Origin of the sequence: Streptomyces albicerus (assembly GCF_008905045.1) — a bacterium.
Classification (GTDB): domain Bacteria; phylum Actinomycetota; class Actinomycetes; order Streptomycetales; family Streptomycetaceae; genus Streptomyces; species Streptomyces albicerus.
Genome location: NZ_VWMY01000008.1, coordinates 59,341 through 76,811, shown reverse-complemented (window position 1 = coordinate 76,811; position 17,471 = coordinate 59,341). Strand labels below are relative to the sequence as shown.

Here is a 17,471-nt window from a genome sequence, read left to right as displayed (position 1 = left end):
TGCAGGTTGTGCAGGCCACAGCACCCAAGCTTCAGGAGGGCACGTGTCCCACGATCTTGGCGACGCCCCGCCCGGTGCATCCAACGATCCACTGCTCCAGCCGTTTCAGCTCAAGCATCTCACCCTGCGCAATCGCATCATCAGCACCAGTCATGAACCGGCCTACGCCGAGGACGGCAAGCCGAAGCTGCGCTACCAGCTCTACCACGAGGAGAAGGCCAAGGGCGGCATCGCTCTGACGATGATCGGTGGGTCAGCGACCGTCGCGATCGATTCCCCGTCGTCGTTCGGCCAGCTCTCCGTCGCTGACGATGCGATCATTCCGTACTTCCGAGAGATCGCCGATCGTGTGCACGCCCACGGCGCGGCGATCATGAGCCAGATCACGCACATGGGTCGTCGCACGAGGTGGGACACCGCGGACTGGCTGCCGACCGTGTCCTCCTCCACGCTGCGGGAGCCGGCGCATCGGAGCTTTCCCAAGGCCACCGAGGATTTCGACATCCGCCGGATCGTACGTGCATACGGCGATGCGGCGCGGCGGTGCAAGGACGGTGGTCTGGACGGCGTCGAGATCAGCGCGCACGGCGGACACCTGATCGAGCAGTTCTGGTCGCCGCGGATGAACCGGCGCACCGACCACTACGGCGGCAGCCTCGACAACCGTCTCCGGTTTGTGTTCGAGGTGCTCGAGGCGGTCCGCGCGGCGGTCGGCGACGACTACATCGTCGGCATCCGCATGAGCGGCGACGAGCAGGTGGAGGGAGGCCTCACCCAGCAGGACGCGATCGCGATCGGACAGCGCCTGGCCGAATCGGGGCTCATTGACTTCATTTCGTTGAGCGTGGCATCCGCGACGACAGACACAGAACTTGCCCGGCAGATCCCGCCGCTCGGCAGCCCTCTCGGCGCCTCGCTGTCCATCACCAGGGCATTCAAGGACAAGGTCGGCTTGCCGCTCATGCATGCGGGCCGCATCGCGGACCTGCCCACCGCGCGCCATGCGCTGCGCGAGGGCGGTCTGGACCTCGTCGGCATGGTGCGTGCCCACATCGCTGATCCGCACATCGTGCGCAAGCTCGAGGCCGGTGAAGAGGACCGGATCCGCCCGTGCGTCGGTGCCTCGTACTGCATCAACCGGATTTACGTCGGCCTCGACGCCCTGTGCCTGCACAACCCGGCCACCGGCCGCGAGCAACTGATTCCGCACATCGCACCGGCAGCGGAGCGCCGCAAGCGAGTCGTCGTGGTCGGTGGGGGTCCGGCCGGCCTCGAGGCGGCCCGGGGGTGCGCCGAAGCCGGGCACGAGGTGACACTCTTCGAGGCGGCCGGTCGGATCGGCGGCCAGGTGCAGCTCGCCGCGCGTGCGAATGAACGGCAGAGAGAGCTGCTCAGCATCGTCAACTGGCTGGAGGACGAGGCCCGTCGGCTCGGCGTCACCCTGCGGCGGGGCGTCTTCGCGGATACCGATGACGTACTGGCGCTCGAGCCGGACGTGGTCATCACTGCCACCGGTGGGCTGCCCGCGACACCCGAACTCACTGCTGGGGAAAGCCTGACCGTCTCCACGTGGGACATTCTCAGCGGCGATGCGGCGCCGGGCCGACGGGTCCTGATTTTCGACGACCACGGGGGAGACCAGGCATTGTCCACCGCCGAGCGGCTCATCGCGGCGGGCTCACAGGTCGAGATCGTCGCGCCGGACCGAGAGATCGGCCATGAGGTGATCGGTGTGCTTTACCCGGCGTACTTGGAGTCGTTCTACCGCACGGGCGTACGCCTTACTCCTGACCACCGCCTGCGCGAGGTCCGCCGCGGCGATGGCGGGCTGGTGGTCGTGCTCCGCAACGAATACACCGGTGAACTCGTGGAGCGGGTCGTGGACCAGGTCGTTGTCGAGCACGGAACCGTGCCCAACGACGACCTCTACCTCGAGCTCAAGGACGCCTCCACCAACCTCGGCGAAGTCGACCTCGACGCACTCGCCACCGTTGCGCCGCAGCAACTGGTGAACAACCCCGACGGACGCTATCGGCTGTACCGCATCGGGGACGCCGTGGCCAGCCGCAACATCCACGCCGCGATGTACGACGCGCGACGCATCGCCCTGTCCATCTGATCGAGCCACCAAGAAGCCTGAGCCCCAGCGAGAGCAGCTCGGGAACAGTGAGATGCGTGCCGGGGACACACAGCCGCCACGTAGACCCCGAGAACCATTCACTCCGGCCGTCGCACAGGGATCCTCCGTTCGCTTTGGACGGTGGGCCGACGGCCGCACCACTGAGGAACATGAATCCCGGCCCAGACTGGGCTCTCCCCTGCGCGGGCGGGTCTGGGCCCTGAACCCCGGAGGCTGTAATGACCGCGCATGCGCTGGACGACGCTCCCTTGTCTGGTTTCCACAAGAAACTCACGCCGTACTCGTCCGGGGGCCCGTTCCTCGATGGCTACATCTGGTGTGCGCCTTCTCGCGCAGTAGGCCTTGACAAGCCGGTAGCCCGAACACATCGTTCCTGCAGATTGTTTTACAGTCTGCAGTTACCGGAGTCCAGGTCTGGAGACGCACGTGAACCTGCCACGCCTCGAACCCCGCTGCTGGAACCTCTCACCCTCAAGGACCCGCAGCTGCGCAACCGCATGATCAGCACCTCTTGCGAGCCCGCATGCGGGGATAACGAGGTGCGCGGGCACACCCTCTCCGCCGCTTCCTGCGTCATGGCGACGACGCCATTCATGCGCCTGCGGGGGCGTCCCTTCCGGGGGAGCCGCCACGGTCGCCTGCAGTTGACCTCCGCCTCGTTACCCACGGTGCGGGGCCAACGTGGGGCGATCGGCCACATCGCGGCCGGCCGCAGCATCCACGCCGTCCATCCTCAACGCGACGAGAGCCGGTTTCGCCAACTGATCGGCTCGGCGCTCCCTTTTGATCAGTAGGACCTTCACCGCAGGGTCCTCACAACACACCCGTGGAGGTGTGATGGCCATGATCGAGGCACAGCAACTGTCGAAATGCTATGCCCCCCCGGCAGCCAAGAGGTGGTTTCGAAAGAGCAAGGAACCTGCACGGACCTTCGCCGTCGACCAGGTCAGCTTCACCGTCGACAAGGGTGAGCTGTTCGTCATCATGGGGCTGTCGGGGTCGGGGAAATCCACGCTGCTTCGGATGCTCAACCGACTCGTCGAACCGACGTCGGGCTCCGTAACCCTGGACGGAAAAGACTTCCTCGCCCTCGACGACGACGCGCTGCGGCAAACCCGCAACCGCACCGTGAGCATGGTGTTCCAGCACTACGCCCTGCTGCCGCACCGGACAGTCGCAGAGAACACGGCCTTGGGGCTCTCCCTTCGCGGCACGTCGGCCCAAGAGCGGCAGCGCCGTGCCAAAGAGGCGTTGGAGATCGTGGGCCTCGGGGACTGGGGCCACGTCTACCCATCCCAGCTGTCCGGTGGAATGCGCCAGCGCGTCGGTCTGGCGCGAGCTCTCGCCACGGACGCGGAAATTCTGCTCATGGATGAGCCTTTCAGCGCGCTCGACCCCATCATCCGCCGCGACATGCAGGACCTCCTGCTTAGGCTGCAGGCGGAGATGCAGAAGACCATCGTCTTCGTCACACACGACCTCAACGAGGCCATGCGTCTAGGCGACCGGATCATGGTCATGCGTGACGGTGGCGTCGTGCAGTTGGGCACCGCTCAGGAGATCCTCACCCACCCGGCCGATGACTATGTCGCCAACTTCGTCTCCGACGTCGACCGGTCGCGGGTGGTCACCGTCGATCTCGTCATGCGGGAGCCACTGATCACGGCCACGATCGACGAAACACCGCAGGACGTGCTCCGCCGCCTGGAGCTCGCTCAGACAGGTGGCATCTACGTGCTGGATGCGAACGGCGTCGTGGAAGGCGTCGCCCACGACCCGTCTCTGGCCAAGGCCATCCGCTCGGGTGCGACGACACTCGACGGTCTGCTCACCCAGGACTTCGAGTCGGTGACTGAGGATGCACGCCTGATCGACCTTTTCACACGCGTCGGCAAGCATGCCGTACCGCTCGCAGTCGTCGACAGCGAGCGGCGGTTGATCGGTGTGGTGCCGCGTGCTGCCCTGCTCACCGCACTTGCTGATCGCGAGGAGGCCGTCCATGCCTAATTTCCACATCGGCGACGGCGTGGCCAAGCTCGTCGAATGGTTCCAGAACCACTGGGCCGGCTTCTTCAACGCCTGCGCCTCCGTCATGCAGTGGCTCATCGACAAGGTGCTCTTCGTGCTCACCGCACCGCACTGGTTGGTCATCGTGGCCGTGGCGGTCGCTCTGGCGTGGTGGGCGCGAGGCGTACCGTTCGCGATCTTCACTCTCAGCGGGTTCCTCCTTATCGAGTCCATGCAGCTGTGGAACGACGCCATGCAGACGCTTGCGATCGTCCTGGTCGCTTCCGTCCTCGCAGTGGCTGTCGGTGTGCCTGCGGGAATCTGGGCCGCACAGAGTCGCCGGGCCAGTGCCGGCATACGGCCGGTCCTCGACTTCATGCAGACCCTGCCGGTGTTCGTCTACCTCATTCCGGCTGTGTTCTTCTTCGGCATCGGTGTCGTCCCGGCGGCCCTGTCGACCTGGATCGTCGCCACCCCTCCAGCCGTGCGACTCACGCAACTGGGCCTGCGGCAGGTCGACCCGGAGATCGTGGAAGCCGGAGCTGCCTTCGGCGCGAAACCTGGCCAGCTGCTCCGTGAAATCAAGATCCCACTTGCTGTTCCGGCCATTATGACCGGTCTGAACCAGGTCGTCATGATGGCGCTTTCCATGGTCGTCATCTCCGGCATGGTCGGCGCCGGGGGCCTCGGGACGACCGTCGTAAGCGGCCTCAGCCGCCTCGACGTCGGCATGGGTGTCGAGGGCGGCCTCGGCGTCGTGTTCCTCGCGATCTACCTCGACCGCCTCAGCGGTGCCTTCCCCAAGCCCCGCAAGGCGGCGCCTATCGCCATTGAGCCCAAGGCCGATATCGCCGCATCACCCGAAGTCGGCGCGGCGCCGGCGCCCACCGCGTGAAACAAGCACTGCACCGAGGAGAACTTCGCCATGCGTAACAAGTGTCTGACCATCACCCTACTGACCGTGATCGCCGCTTCCCTGACTGCCTGCAGCGGAAACGCGCAGACCACCAGTAGCGCAAGCGGCAAAAAGACCGTGACCATCGGAGCTGTCGCCTACGACGAGACCATCGCCTCCAGTTATCTGTGGAAGGAGTTGCTGGAGGAGCAGGGCTACACGGTCAAGGTCAGTCAGCTCGAGCTGGGATCCGTCTACGCCGGAGTGGCGAACGGCCAGCTGGACATGTTCACCACCGGTGTGCCGAAGATCCATGCCGACTACTACTCCAGGTTCGGCTCCAAATTCACCGCCCTGAACAAGTGGTATTCGCCCGTCACACAGGCGGTCGCCGTCCCGACCTCCACCGGCTTGACCTCGATGGATCAATTGGCCAGTCATGCCGCCGAATTCGGCAGCCAGATCGTCGGTATCGAGTCCGGATCGGGACTGATGCGGGACCTCCACAACAAGGCCGTGAAGGATTACGGGCTGCAGAAGTACACGGTCATCGACGGCAGCACGCCGGCGATGTTGGCCGCACTCGACAAGGCGATGAAAGAGAAGAAGTCGGTCGCGGTCACCCTCTGGCAACCGCACTGGGCCTTCAGCAAGTACCCACTCACTCTGCTCAAGGACCCCAAGAACGCCTTCGGTGGGAGCGACAGCTTCGAGGTCGTCGCGAACAAGAAGTTCGTCGGAAGCAATGCCAAGCTTGCCGCTGAATTCAAGAAGTTCAGCATGACCGCTGATCAACTCCAGAGCCTGGAGCTGATGATCAATCAGGCGGGGGCGGGCCACGAGCAGGAAGCTGCCAAGAAGTGGATCCAGAAGAATCAGTCCGCCGTGAAGGAGTGGACCTCGGCGGGTACCAGCTAGCCCCGCCCCTGCACTTGGGTACGGCTGGCTGTGGGGCGGAAACGCGAAAGTGCCTTCCTGACCTGGAACGATGAACCTTGCTGAGGGGTTCTGTCGGTCCAGGCGGAGGGCACTTTCCACGTGCAGGCTATCGGGATGCGGCCCAAGGTCCATGGCAGTGCCGATGGTTCGGGGGTGGTCGGGCATGCCGGGGCACGGTTGCTGGCGGATCTCGCTGATGCCACCGGGCTGACCGCCGCGTATTCCGCCGCTCTCAGGTCGCTTCGGCCGCGGGGACCGGGCATGATCCGGGCCGGGTCGCCACCGGCCTGGCGGTGATGCTCGCCGACGGTGGTGAGGCGATCGCGGATCTGGCCGTGCTGCGGGACCAGGCAGGGGTGTTCGGCCCGGTCGCCTCCACGCCTACCGCTTGGCGGTTGCTCGCCGACACCAACGAGGCTGCACTCGCTTCGCTGCGAGCGGCCCGCGGTTCAGCCCGGGAAGTCGCCTGGATGCAGGCCGCCGAGACCGGCGAGGGCATACCTGCTGCTCGGGCCGGCGGGCGAGAACTTCCCGGCCTGGTTCTGGACCTCGACGCCACGCTGGTGACCTGCCACTCCCAGAAAGAGCAGGCCGCACCCACCTATAAGGGCGGCTTCGGCTTCCACCCGCTGCTGTGTTTCCTCGCGAACACCGGCGAGGCCGTGTCGGGGCGGCTGCGGCCCAGGAACTCCGGAGCCAACACTGCCGCCGATCACATCGCGGTGCTCGACCAGGCGCTCGCGCAGATCCCCGACGCTCACCGGCACGGCACCGACATCCTGGTCCGCGCCGACAGTGCCGGATCCGCGAAAGCCTTCCTCGCCCACGTCCGCGACCTACGGAAACGAGGAATTCGTACCTTCTTCTCGGTCGGATACGCAATCACCGAGCCGGTCCGCCGAGCTGTCCGGGCCATGCCCGACCGCCTCTGGCATCCCGCCCCGGAACCAGGACGGGACGCTGCGTGATGGCGCCGAGGTGGCCGAGCTGACTGGCATGGTCGATCTGGATGGCTATCCCACCGGCACCCGCATCATCGTGCGCCGGGAGCGGCCGCACCCCGGAGCCCAGCTGTCCCTGTTCGATCAGGACGAGGGCCTGCGGCATCAGGTGTTCCTCACCGACACCCCGTACTCCGGGGGCGGATCCGCCCAGTTCCTGGAGGTCCGTCACCGCGGGCATGTCACTGTCGAGGACCACATCCGGTGCGGCAAGACCACCGGCTTCGGCCGCTTCCCCTCCCGCGACTTCGCCGTCAACGCCGTCTGGCTCGAACTCAGCCTCGCGGCGATCGATCTGCTGGCCTGGACGCGCGTCCTGCTGCTGGACGGGGAGCTGGCCACTGCCGAGCCGAAGAAGCTCCGCTACCGGCTGCTGCACGTCGCCGCCCGCCTCACCCACGGCGGCCGACGCCTGCGCTTGCGGATATCGGCGACCTGGCCCTGGAGAAACGAACTGGCCACGGCCTTCCATCGCCTCGCCGCACTGCCCCGTCCCGCCGGCTGACCGGAAAACCCTGACCGCCCACGACCCGAAGGACCCTGGAGAACCCGACCACCGCGCCGGGTCTCCACCATGTCCGAACACCGAAATCGCGTCGGCCACTCGACAGTTACCCCGCAACGACGCCTCATCGCCCCCAACCGAAACGGCGAGGCTAGTAGCCGCTGCTGTGCTTCCGGATAGGTACCGAGCTCGTCCACGGTGTTGCGCTGGTCGAGGTCTGCGTAGTCGCCGTGCAGTTTGATGATCGTGACAGTGCTGTGCGCCAACGGCTTGATGGCCGTTGCCTGGTCTGGCCTGTGGACGACTTGTGGTGAGATTCCTACCTCTTGCAGCGCATGTTCCATGAGCCGGTCGAAGTTCGTGGTCAGGATGACCCGAATACTGCCGCGTTTGACGAGCTGTGCGATGGCGCGGTGTGCAGCAGTAGGCAGTTTGCCGTTGCCTTCTTCGTCGTCCTTGTCAGGATCGAAGTACCCAGCGAGCTGCGCCTGTCGTGCGGCGGAGGTTGGGGCGACAGCGGCCAGAAGCCCGGAATAGCTCAGTGCCTCTCCGAACTTCTCCCGCCACCAGCCCTCTGGATCCTCAGCAGCAGACTGGGCTGCGTCTGGGGCGTGAGGGTCATGTGCCGCAGCGACTTTGCCGACGAGGTCTTGGACGATGCCCCAGCCCGTCTTCACTCCTGAGGCAAGGGAGACGCCGGAGCCCAGCAGGAGTGCGTATACGCCTGGACTGGCATGGACATTGAGTGACAGAGCCACTGCCGGATCCATAGCTGTTCCAGCGGGCAGTGGAAGCGGGGCGACGGTTGCGCCGTCTGTTGATGCCGTATCAGATGCCATGATCATGTGCTCCTCGTTGCTGAGCAAGCGGCTCCTGGGCAGATGATGTCGTCGCCCGTGCAGCACCATACTCGAATTTCGTCAGATTGACGATAACCCCCCCCATGGGGCCGTTGTCGGCGGCGTGGGGGTGGGGTGCCCGTTTGGGGGCGCGCACGGTGTGGGGTGAGGGTCTCGCGGCCTGGCTGGCGTGAATCTCAAGGTGAGGTGTCGGTTGCTCGTCGTGGTGCGCGTCCCCGGGTTCGGTTGCGAACTCGCTGTTTGCGTAAGCGACTTGCCTGACTTTGCTTCGATCGTGACGCAGGTCACTCGAAGTGCATCTCGGGATTTGAGACGACTCTGCTTTGCGGTGCTCGATCTTGCAACGAAAGGCGCTCTGGGGGTCCTCTGGCCTCGACTTAGGGCACGTGGGGGGGCACGGCGCCCCCAAATTGGACTAGACAACAAACAAACCCCAGGCCACTGACCTGGGGTTTCATCATGGAGCGGGTGACGAGAATCGAACTCGCGCTCTCAGCTTGGGAAGCGACGGCGCTTGCGTGGGCACATGGCTGCTGACCTGCGTGGATTCGTCGCGCCGACGCCGTTGCGCGGGCCTGATCGCACCGCTGTTGACCGTGGTTGTCCGCTCTTACGGGCACGCTGTGGGCACGGCTTTGCGGAAGGAGGGGACAGAGAGGCTGCGCGAGTGGGCTCTGCGCTTGGCTTGGCCAGCGGGGACGTCCAGCTCGGGCGCCTTTGCGCGTGCACACGCCTTCTGCTCGGCTCTGGCTCACTTGCCGACGTCAGGGTCGTACCACTGGAGTGCTTGGCCGGTGACGGCGGCGATGCACTCAAAGTCCCGGTCGTGGTGCAGGAGGTCAGTCCCTGCAACTCGGCCGTGGCGGCTACCACGAGGGCCGCCGGCCCGGCGTTGCGGTGCTGTCCGCGCTGGGTGAGGATCTCCTGGACTTGCCAGGCGCGGTCGTAGCACGATCGTCGACCGGCACTCGTCCGAAGAGCAGGCGCAGGTCCTCGATGACCTGTGCACGGTCGGCGGCGAAGCGCGCTTGTATAAGAACTCCAGCTCGGTGATGGGGCAGGTGGCGATGAGCCCGGATGCCGCTGCGAACAGTGCTCAGGTGGGGATGCTGGCCGCCGTCGCTCTCGCCCGGACCGAAACTGCACGTCGTAGCCGCCGCTGAGAGTGTAGGCGGAGACGGACACGATGTTGTCGTTCCGGTTCGCCACGGCGGGATGTTGCGCTCGCCGCGCGGGTTGGTGATGTCGAACAAGTCGGCCGGCGCGGCTCGCCCCACCTGCGCCGCGATCCTCGACGGGGCCGGACCGCGACCCCCGTGCTCCAACCGCAACCGCCCCTCCCTCGACCCGCCCCCCCTGCAGACCCGACAACTCCCTGCCATGCGCCAGGGCAAGGGTGTTGCAAGAGGCCTGCAAGGAAAGCGCCGTGCGCACAGGGAACCCTCCTGCCGTCTGTTGTACGCAACGACGAGCGACGGGGGATCGCGTGTCTGTCCAAACGACGAAACCAGCACTGATCGAGCAGGGGCACTGGCTGACGGTACGGGACTGCAAGAGGGTCCTGGTGGTCGTGCACACGGTGACCTTCGCCCAACGACTGCGCGAGGTTTTCGAGCTGCTGGAGACCGATCTGCGCATTCAACTGGTCTTCACGGTCGCACCACATGCCTTCGGCAACGGGGTCACCGAGTTCCTGCAGAACCTGAGCATCACCACGGTGCCCTGGGAAGAGGCCCTGCGGTCCGAGTTCGACCTCGCGCTCGCGGCGGGCTCCCGCGGGTTACACGAACTGCGGACTCCGGTCGTACGCATCTCGCATGGGGCAGGTCAGATCAAACTGCTCACCGACGTCACCGTACTGGCACCGGGAGAGCCGAGGTCGCCCGGGATGCTGAGCCGCCAGCACCTGCTGCACGAGGGGCGGCTGGTTCCGGCGGCGATCGTCTATGCCCATGACCGGGATCTGGAGGAACTCGCCCGCTCCTGCCCGGAGGCGCTTCCGGTGGCTCATGTGATGGGCGATCCGTGCGTCGACCGGATCACGATCGGCAGGCCCAGGCGCGAGTCCTACCGTCGTGCGCTGGGAATCGAGGACGGACAGCAGCTCGTGGTCGTCACGTCCACCTGGGGACCGGCTTCGACGTTCGGGCAGCTCGACTCCCTGTTGCCGCAGCTGCTGAGCCAGCTGCCGGGTGACGGCTACCGTGTCGCGATGCTGGTCCATCCCAATGTGTTCGCGGGTCACGGCATCCGACAGGTGCACGGCTGGCTGTCCTGCTGCCAGGGCCGGGGGATCGCGGTCGTCCCACCGGAAGCCGACTGGCAGGCGCCGCTGATCGCGGCCGACTGGATCATCGGCGACCACGGATCATTGACCGCGTACGGCACACTCACGGACGCGACGATGCTGCTGACGGCCGGATCCCCACGTGAGGTGTCGGCCTGCTCCCCGGCGGCTCTGCTGTCCGCCGCCGCGCCTGTGGTCTCTCCGGTGTACCCGTTGGCGGAGCAGCTGGAGTATGCGGCAGAGCTGCACCGTCCGGGACAGTACGACAATGTCGCCGCCTCGCTGTCGTCGGCGCCGGGTCAGTTCCACCGGCGGATGCGTTCGGTTATCTACCGCATGCTCGGGCTGGGAGAACCCGCTCGTCCGCCGTTCGTCGCGCCGCCCTCGCCTCCGCCGTCACTGACGCGGTGGGAGATCTCCGCCGGTAGCGGGGTGGCACGGTGAGCGACCGGCTCGCGATCCCGGGGCCCGATACCGCGTGGGCCACGGTGTGCTTCCGGGTGGCAAGCACCGGCGGGTTACTCCGTGATGACGGCTTGGACGGCCAGTCGTCCTTCGTGGCCTGGCGTTCGGATACGGCGCACGGTCCGGCTCTCGTCCGATCCGACCGGCTGCTCTCGTCCGCGGGACAGCACGCGCATCCGTATTCGTCCCCCTGTCCGCACGCGCCCGGCCCGCTTCCCTGTGACGTGCACCTGTGGGTGGACGCGGATAGTCCGGATCGGACAGAACTCATGAAACACGCCGATGCGCTCGTGAGCCGCGTGCCGCTGCCTCCCGAGCGAGCTCACCGGCGGGTGCGCGAGATGCTGGCGGACCACTCGGGATGCCTTGCTGCCGCCGTACCCGATACGACCACGATGTGTGTCGTCGGGATACGAGGCCGCGTGGGTGCCGTGTCGTTCGTACGGCTGGACCGTGGCGGGGCCGATGCTCCGCTCTCACCGCACGCGGTCGTGTCGGTCGTCCACGCCTGGGTGGTGTCCGGGGGATCGCCCCGCGCGCTGCGTTCCATCGCTCCGATGCCGCGTCGCTGACAGGCATGCCGGCCGGCTGCGGCGATCACGGCTGCCGCAGCCGGTCGTCCAGACGTTGTGCGTCCTCGGGGCTCACGCGGCGGAAGAGATCCCGGGCGGCCTCGTAGTGACGTATCGATTCCGCATGATCACCACGTGATTCGGCGGCCTGGCCGAGCCATTCCAGGCAGCGCGCCTCCCAGTGCTCGGACCGGGCGTCGCCCGATCGGAAGCGCGCGAGCGCCTCCCGCAATCGCCGGACGCCTCCGACGCGGTCCCCGCGGCGGTCCAGGACATGGCCGAGAAGGGCCAGGACGCGGGTCGCCTCGTACGTCTCTCCCAGTGAGTCCAGTTCGGTGCCGGCCCGGCGCAGCTGTTCGGCGGCCGTGGCCAGGTCACCGCCGGCCAGAGCGGTCTCGCCGAGGCGCCGCCGGGAGAGGGCGGCCCCGCGCCGGTAGCCGATCGACTCCCTCAGGCGTAGGGCTTGTTCGAAGTGGGTGCGTGCGTCGTCGAGCCGGTGGTCCAGGAGACTGACGTGTCCCAATCCGCTGACAGCTTGGGCCTGTTGGCGTACGTCACCGTCAGCCGTGGCCAGCTCCAGCGCCTGCCGGTACCAGTTGGCCGCCTCCGGATACCGGCCGGCGTTGCGCAAACCGATCGCGCCGGAGGTGAGCATGCGGCCCTCCCCTTGCCTCGATCCGCTTCGGCGCGCCGCTTCGAGACCGAGTCGGTGCGCCTCGATCCACATCTCGGATGGACGTAACCGGAGGAAGAGGGGCCACATGAGGTCCGTCAGACGCCAGCAGGAGGAGTGCCAACCGGCCCGGGCCGAGTGCCGTACCGCGCCCATCAGGCCGTTGCGGTGTGTATCCAGCCGGGCGAGCGCCTCCTCGGGGCCGTCGAGCGGGGGCGCAGGCACCGTTCCCGCGGGGAGGTCGTGCTCCGGCAGCCGGTGGCTGGGCGTGAGGATGCTCTCCGCCAAAGCCGCGGTGGACAGGCACCAGTCGACGAAGCGGCGCAGCGTGCGCTCGCGCCGATCGGCGTCCTCCAGCTCTTCGCCGAGCCGACGGGCGTGCGGCTGGACGAGGTCGTGGAATCGATAGGTGCCCGGCCCGGTCTCCTCCAGGAGATTCGCCTCCACGAGCGCGTTGACGGCGATGTCGGCGGTGTGCCCGGCGTCACGCGAGTCTTCTCCGTCGCCCGCGAGGGCGGTCAGCAACGAGAGGTCGTAGCGATCCGCGGGCAGCAGTCCCATCCTGCGGTACAGCGCACGGCTCTCGTCCGGGAGGATGTCGTACGAGAGGTCGAGCGCCGTACGCATCACGGCCTCCCCGTCGACGCGCAGCGTGTCGACGGCCCCCTGACCACGGGACAGACTGTCGGCCAGGGCGGACACGGAACGGTGGGGGCGCAGGGCGAGTTGGGCGGAGGCCAGGGCCACTGCCAGGGGCAGGCGGCCGCACAGTCTGACCACTTCCCGCGCGGCGGCGGGCTCCCGCGCCACGCGTGTCCCGCCGCCGATGGTGAGGAGCTCGACGGCCGACTCGGCAGGGAGCCCGGTCAGTTGGTGTATGCACGCCCCGTCGACGCGTAGTCCGGTCAGATTGCTTCTGCTGGTCACCACGGTGAGGCCGGTCGGCGTTCCGAGTAGGAGCGGGCGCACCTGAGCGGCAGTGAACGCGTTGTCCAGGAGGACTGCCAGCCGTAGCCCCGAGGTCATCGAACGCCACAGGACGCTGCGCTGCGCGATCCCGGTCGGCACCGAGGACGCGCCGAGCGCGACCAGGAAGGCTTCCAGGACGACCGCCGGGGAGGTGGGCCCGTTCGTTCCGTCGGGAGTCTGTCCGCCCAGGTCGGCGTAGAGCTGGCCGTCAGGGAGGCTGCCCGCCTGCTCGTGCAGCCAGTGGGCGGCGAAGGTGGTCTTCCCGACGCCCGCGAGCCCGCTGACCACCAGGACCTGCGGTGCGTGCGCCGAACGCTGGGCACGCAGGGCGTTCAGGGCCCGTCGGTCGGCCTCCCGGTCGATGAACCGTGCGGTCACCGGCGGCAGTTGACGGGGCACGGGGAGGCCGGGTCGGGGCGCCGGCGAGGGCGGGTGGAAGTGGATGCCCCCGTGGACGTCCCGGGCCTGCACGCTGGGGCCGTGGAGCACGGAATCGCCGCTGATGACGTTGGTGGTTGCCGCGGGTGGGGGGCCGGGTGGCGTGTGGGTGGAACGAGGATGGTGACGCAACCACTCGGTCAGTGCGTGCCGTGTCGCCGCGTCTCGCGAAGCCAACGCGTGGAGCTCCTGGGCCAGTTCCTGCCGGGATGCCGTCGCGGCCGGCCCTCCACCCGTGGAGCGCGGGGGCCAGAGCCGGGTCACCGACGGGTCCGCGCGGGCGGCGGTGGCCACCACCCGGGCCAGATCGCGCCACGCGGGGGATTCCGGGTCGGCGTCGCAGGCGGCCATGGCCGACAGCAAAGCCTCCAGTCCATCCGAGGAGAAAGCACGCACGTACGCAACTCCTTTCGATTCCTGGGAGTCCCTCCCCGCTCCGGACAAGACGTGAACTAATGCGGCTGTTTATCAGTCAATTTTGAACTCATAGCGCTCATATATGGTCACCTGTGCCAGTCCATGTCACTCTCGAATGCTCGGCAATCACAGGCCCTACCGGCGGGGAGGACGCTGGTGGAGTTCGAGATCAGGCTTTCGGGATCGGTGGAGCTTCGAGCAGCGGACCGCCGTAGTGATCTCGGATCGACGAAAACGAGGATGGCGCTCGCTGCCCTCGCCTGGGACGCGGGCCGTACGGTGAGCGTGGACACTCTGATCCACCGCATCTGGGACGAGCATCCGCCCGGCAAGGCCAGGGAAGCACTCCACGCTCACATCTCACGGATCCGAGGTTCCTTGCGGATCGCGGGCGGCGACGCTCCCGCGATCGTCAGCCGCACGAACTCGTACTCCCTGGAAGTCGACCCGGACCGGGTGGACTTGCGCTGCTACACGAGCTGCGTCGAGCGAGCCCGTTCCCTCAGAGACAGCGGGGACGAGCAGGCCGCCCTGCGCCTGCTGGACCGGGCGGACAGTCTCTGGCACGGTGAACCGCTGGCCGGGATCACTGGATCGTGGGCCGAGCATGTGCGAGCCGCCATCGGTGAGACCAGTCTCGTGGCCGCGATGACCAGAGCCGAGATCCTCCTCGACGGAGGGAAGTTCACCGACGCCGTTCCCGTACTGCTGCCTTTGGCCGAGGCACATCCTGTCGACGAGGCCCTGGCCGAACGGCTGGCCGTCGCCCTGTATGGCAGCAACCGGACGGCCGAGGCGACCAGACTGCTCCAGCGGACGCGGCAGCGTGTCGTCCGTGACATCGGTCTCGACGCCGGCCGCGGGCTGCGTCGAGTCCACCAGGGAATCCTCGCGGGGGCCCCTGCGGCGGCCCTGCTCCCCAGTGCCGGAGCCGCCGAGAAGACGACCCCGAACCCGATGCGTCGAGTTCCGGACAATTTGCCGCGCGATGTTCCGTGGGCCGGACGGCGCGATGAACTGCGGCGGCTCACCTCGGCGCTCTGCGAGGGACGGGGGGCCTCGGACGTCGTCACCATCGAGGCGATCCATGGAATGGGGGGTGTCGGCAAGACGGCCTTGGCTGTCCATCTGGCGCATCGGCTACGAGACCGTTTCCCGGACGGGCGCGTTTTCCTTCACCTGGGCGGGTGCTCCACCGACCGGACACCGCCGACCCCGGCCCGGGCGCTCACCGAACTGCTGCGGTTGCTCGGCATGGCCACCAAGGAACTACCAAGCGAACTCGACGAGTTGGTTGCACTATGGCGCTCGGTGGCGCGTGACCGCCGCATGCTGGTCGTCCTCGACGACGCGATTTCCTCCGCCCAGATCCACCCCCTGCTTCCGGGAGCTTCCCCGACAGCGGTCGTCGTGACCAGCCGCCGACGGCTGCCCGGACTGCCCGGAGTGCGGCCGGTCTCACTCGACGTGCTGCCACCAGAGGACGCGGCCGCGCTCTTCTCGCAGCGGCTGGGGAGAGGGCGCGACACCGATCCGTCGGACGTGGCGGAGATCGTCCGGATCTGCGGGCACCTCCCTCTGGCCATCGAGATCGCTGCGAGCCGGTTGCTCGCCCGTGCCTCGTGGACCACGTCCGACCTGTTGCGCCAACTGGGCGGTGGTGGTGGTCATCTGACCCAACTGCGTGACGCGGAAAGGACGTTGACACGTATCTTCGCGGTCTCGTACCACGCGCTGAACGCCGAGCAGCAACTGGCCTTCCGCCGTATCGGACTGCATGTGGGGGTGGAGTTCGGACCTCGGGCGATCGCTGCGCTCACAGGATTCTCCTTGGACACGGCTGAACGCGTACTCGAAGAACTTATGGCTCACCATCTCGTGTCCGAGCCCATTCCACACCGTTTCACCATGCATGATCTTCTGCGCGACTACGCGAGATCGCTGGTCGAGGCAAATGACGCCGATTCCGAGGACGACGTCCGACGGGCCGCACAGGGCCTTGTGGATCACTACGTTCGCACCGCGGACCAGGCGGACCGGCTGGCCTATCCCTTCCGATCGCGCACGGATCTCGATGCCGGCGATCCCGGCACTCCATCGTGTCCGGAAATCGTCGACGCGCAGTCGGCAGAACAGTGGCTGATCGCCGAGTCGGCCAATCTCCTGGACACTGTGGACTGGCTTGTAAAGCATGGAACGGAACGCCAACTCGCCATTTCTATCCATGTGTTGGCGGGATTCCTGGACATGGAGGGACACCTCGCCGCGGCCGGGCCGTTGCTGCTGCGCGCCGCAGACCATTGGGACGTCGCAGGTGACAGTGTGGCCAGGGCGCGAGCCCTGCTCGACCTCTGCGCGGTCTACACCCACGGCTCCCGCTACGGCGAGGCGATCTCGGTCGCGCGTGCGGCGCTTGACGTCGCGCGGTTTCTGCGGGACCGGGAACTGGAGAGCGAGTGCATTCATCAACTCTCTATCTCCCTGTGGCAGACAGGCCAGTACGCGCTCGCCAGATCACTTCAAAAAGACTCACTGAGTTTTCTTGTGCAAACTAGAGATCTACTCCGGATAGCGCGCTGTAGGAACCTACTCGGAATAACTCACCTTCACCTGGCTGAGAACGAAGAGGCATTGAAGTGCTTCACCTCGGCTCTTGCTGATTTCACGGCAATAGGGTACGACCGGGGAAGGTATAGTGCGCTGAACAACACCGCGGAAGTCCACAAGAAAGCTGGACGCCCAAAAGCTGCGGAAGTCGCTTACCGTCAGGCGGTGGCGGTGGCAGAGCAGATGGGAAATCCAAGAGACAAGGCCACGCTCCAAATGAACTTGGCGTCGGTCATGGACGCGCTCGGCAGGACCGATGAAGCCCTTGCGTTGTACGCCATGGTTCTGCCGGTGCTGCGAGATGTCGGAGACCGGCGTGCAGAGGCCATCGCGCTCACGCGAACAGGCAGGGCGTACCGGGCGGTCGGCCGCACGGAGGAGGCCCTACGGCAACACGTCGCCGCACTTGAAGTGACACGTGCCATTCACGCGGCGGGTGAAGAGGGCGACGTGCTCTACGATCTGGCCCTGGCCGAGCGGGATGCGGGGCGCACGGCTCAAGCCGTGGCTCATCTGGAGGAGAGCCTGGCCATCAGCAGGCGCATAGGGGCTCCCGCCGAAGAGGCCCGTGCCGCAGGGATGCTGGCCGAACTTCGGGGCGAAGTTACTGCCTAGTCAATTTTGGGCGGCGTACCTGAGCGCAGGGATACGCGCGTAAACCGGCGCAAAGTTCGACTGTGTTGCTATCGGTGCGAC

8 protein-coding genes and 3 pseudogenes are annotated in these 17,471 nt (G+C 66.8%); 8 read left to right on the top strand and 3 right to left on the bottom strand.

Translation table 11 applies throughout. The features are described 5' to 3' along the window. Positions 1 to 43: 43 nt before the first annotated feature. The 5 genes and pseudogenes from GAS53_RS08650 (at position 44) to GAS53_RS08625 (ending at position 7,487) form a co-directional block, all read left to right on the top strand. Positions 44 to 2,119: an NADH:flavin oxidoreductase gene (locus tag GAS53_RS08650; protein WP_151476876.1), complete on the top strand. Its 2,076-nt coding sequence runs from the start codon at positions 44 to 46 to the stop codon at positions 2,117 to 2,119. Between the two features lie 858 nt (positions 2,120 to 2,977). Beyond that, positions 2,978 to 4,147 (top strand): quaternary amine ABC transporter ATP-binding protein, encoded by a 1,170-nt coding sequence (locus GAS53_RS08640; RefSeq protein WP_225858809.1) that lies wholly within the window; start codon positions 2,978 to 2,980, stop codon positions 4,145 to 4,147. After that, a complete protein-coding gene (locus GAS53_RS08635; protein ID WP_151476874.1) occupies positions 4,116 to 5,042 on the top strand; it encodes an ABC transporter permease in 927 nt (308 codons plus the stop codon). Before GAS53_RS08640 ends, GAS53_RS08635 begins: the two co-directional genes overlap by 32 nt. A gap of 30 nt (positions 5,043 to 5,072) precedes the next feature. Continuing rightward, a complete protein-coding gene (locus GAS53_RS08630) occupies positions 5,073 to 5,960 on the top strand; it encodes a glycine betaine ABC transporter substrate-binding protein (protein ID WP_151476873.1) in 888 nt (295 codons plus the stop codon). 135 nt (positions 5,961 to 6,095) lie between these two features. Then, positions 6,096 to 7,487: pseudogene (locus tag GAS53_RS08625) on the top strand (IS1380 family transposase). A 224-nt stretch (positions 7,488 to 7,711) separates the two neighbouring features. Here the strand turns inward: GAS53_RS08625 and GAS53_RS58290 are convergent. Beyond that, positions 7,712 to 8,257 (bottom strand): annotated as a pseudogene (locus GAS53_RS58290) (SIR2 family protein); the annotation flags it as partial. An 841-nt stretch (positions 8,258 to 9,098) separates the two neighbouring features. Beyond that, positions 9,099 to 9,434: pseudogene (locus tag GAS53_RS56135) on the bottom strand (PIN domain-containing protein); the annotation flags it as partial. 399 nt (positions 9,435 to 9,833) lie between these two features. On the opposite strand from GAS53_RS56135, the gene GAS53_RS08610 reads away from it, so the two are divergent. Next, complete coding sequence (locus GAS53_RS08610) at positions 9,834 to 11,078, top strand: hypothetical protein (protein ID WP_225858808.1); 1,245 nt, start codon at positions 9,834 to 9,836, stop codon at positions 11,076 to 11,078. A gap of 290 nt (positions 11,079 to 11,368) precedes the next feature. Beyond that, on the top strand, positions 11,369 to 11,671 hold the full coding sequence (locus GAS53_RS08605) for a hypothetical protein (RefSeq protein ID WP_151476871.1): 303 nt from the start codon (positions 11,369 to 11,371) through the stop codon (positions 11,669 to 11,671). 25 nt (positions 11,672 to 11,696) lie between these two features. Here GAS53_RS08605 and GAS53_RS08600 read toward each other — a convergent pair whose 3' ends face one another. Continuing rightward, positions 11,697 to 14,147, bottom strand: coding sequence for a tetratricopeptide repeat protein (locus GAS53_RS08600; RefSeq protein ID WP_151476870.1), 2,451 nt, complete (start codon positions 14,145 to 14,147; stop codon positions 11,697 to 11,699). Positions 14,148 to 14,324: 177 nt separating this feature from the next. On the opposite strand from GAS53_RS08600, the gene GAS53_RS08595 reads away from it, so the two are divergent. After that, positions 14,325 to 17,390: an AfsR/SARP family transcriptional regulator gene (locus GAS53_RS08595; RefSeq protein ID WP_151476869.1), complete on the top strand. Its 3,066-nt coding sequence runs from the start codon at positions 14,325 to 14,327 to the stop codon at positions 17,388 to 17,390. Positions 17,391 to 17,471: the final 81 nt, after the last annotated feature.

What these genes read in the sequence shown, in the direction of transcription:
- GAS53_RS08640 (WP_225858809.1), top strand. Translation starts at nt 2,978, where the DNA reads ATGGCCATGATCGAGGCACAGCAACTGTCGAAATGCTATGCCCCCCCG.
- GAS53_RS08630 (WP_151476873.1), top strand. Translation starts at nt 5,073, where the DNA reads ATGCGTAACAAGTGTCTGACCATCACCCTACTGACCGTGATCGCCGCT.
- GAS53_RS08605 (WP_151476871.1), top strand. Translation starts at nt 11,369, where the DNA reads ATGAAACACGCCGATGCGCTCGTGAGCCGCGTGCCGCTGCCTCCCGAG.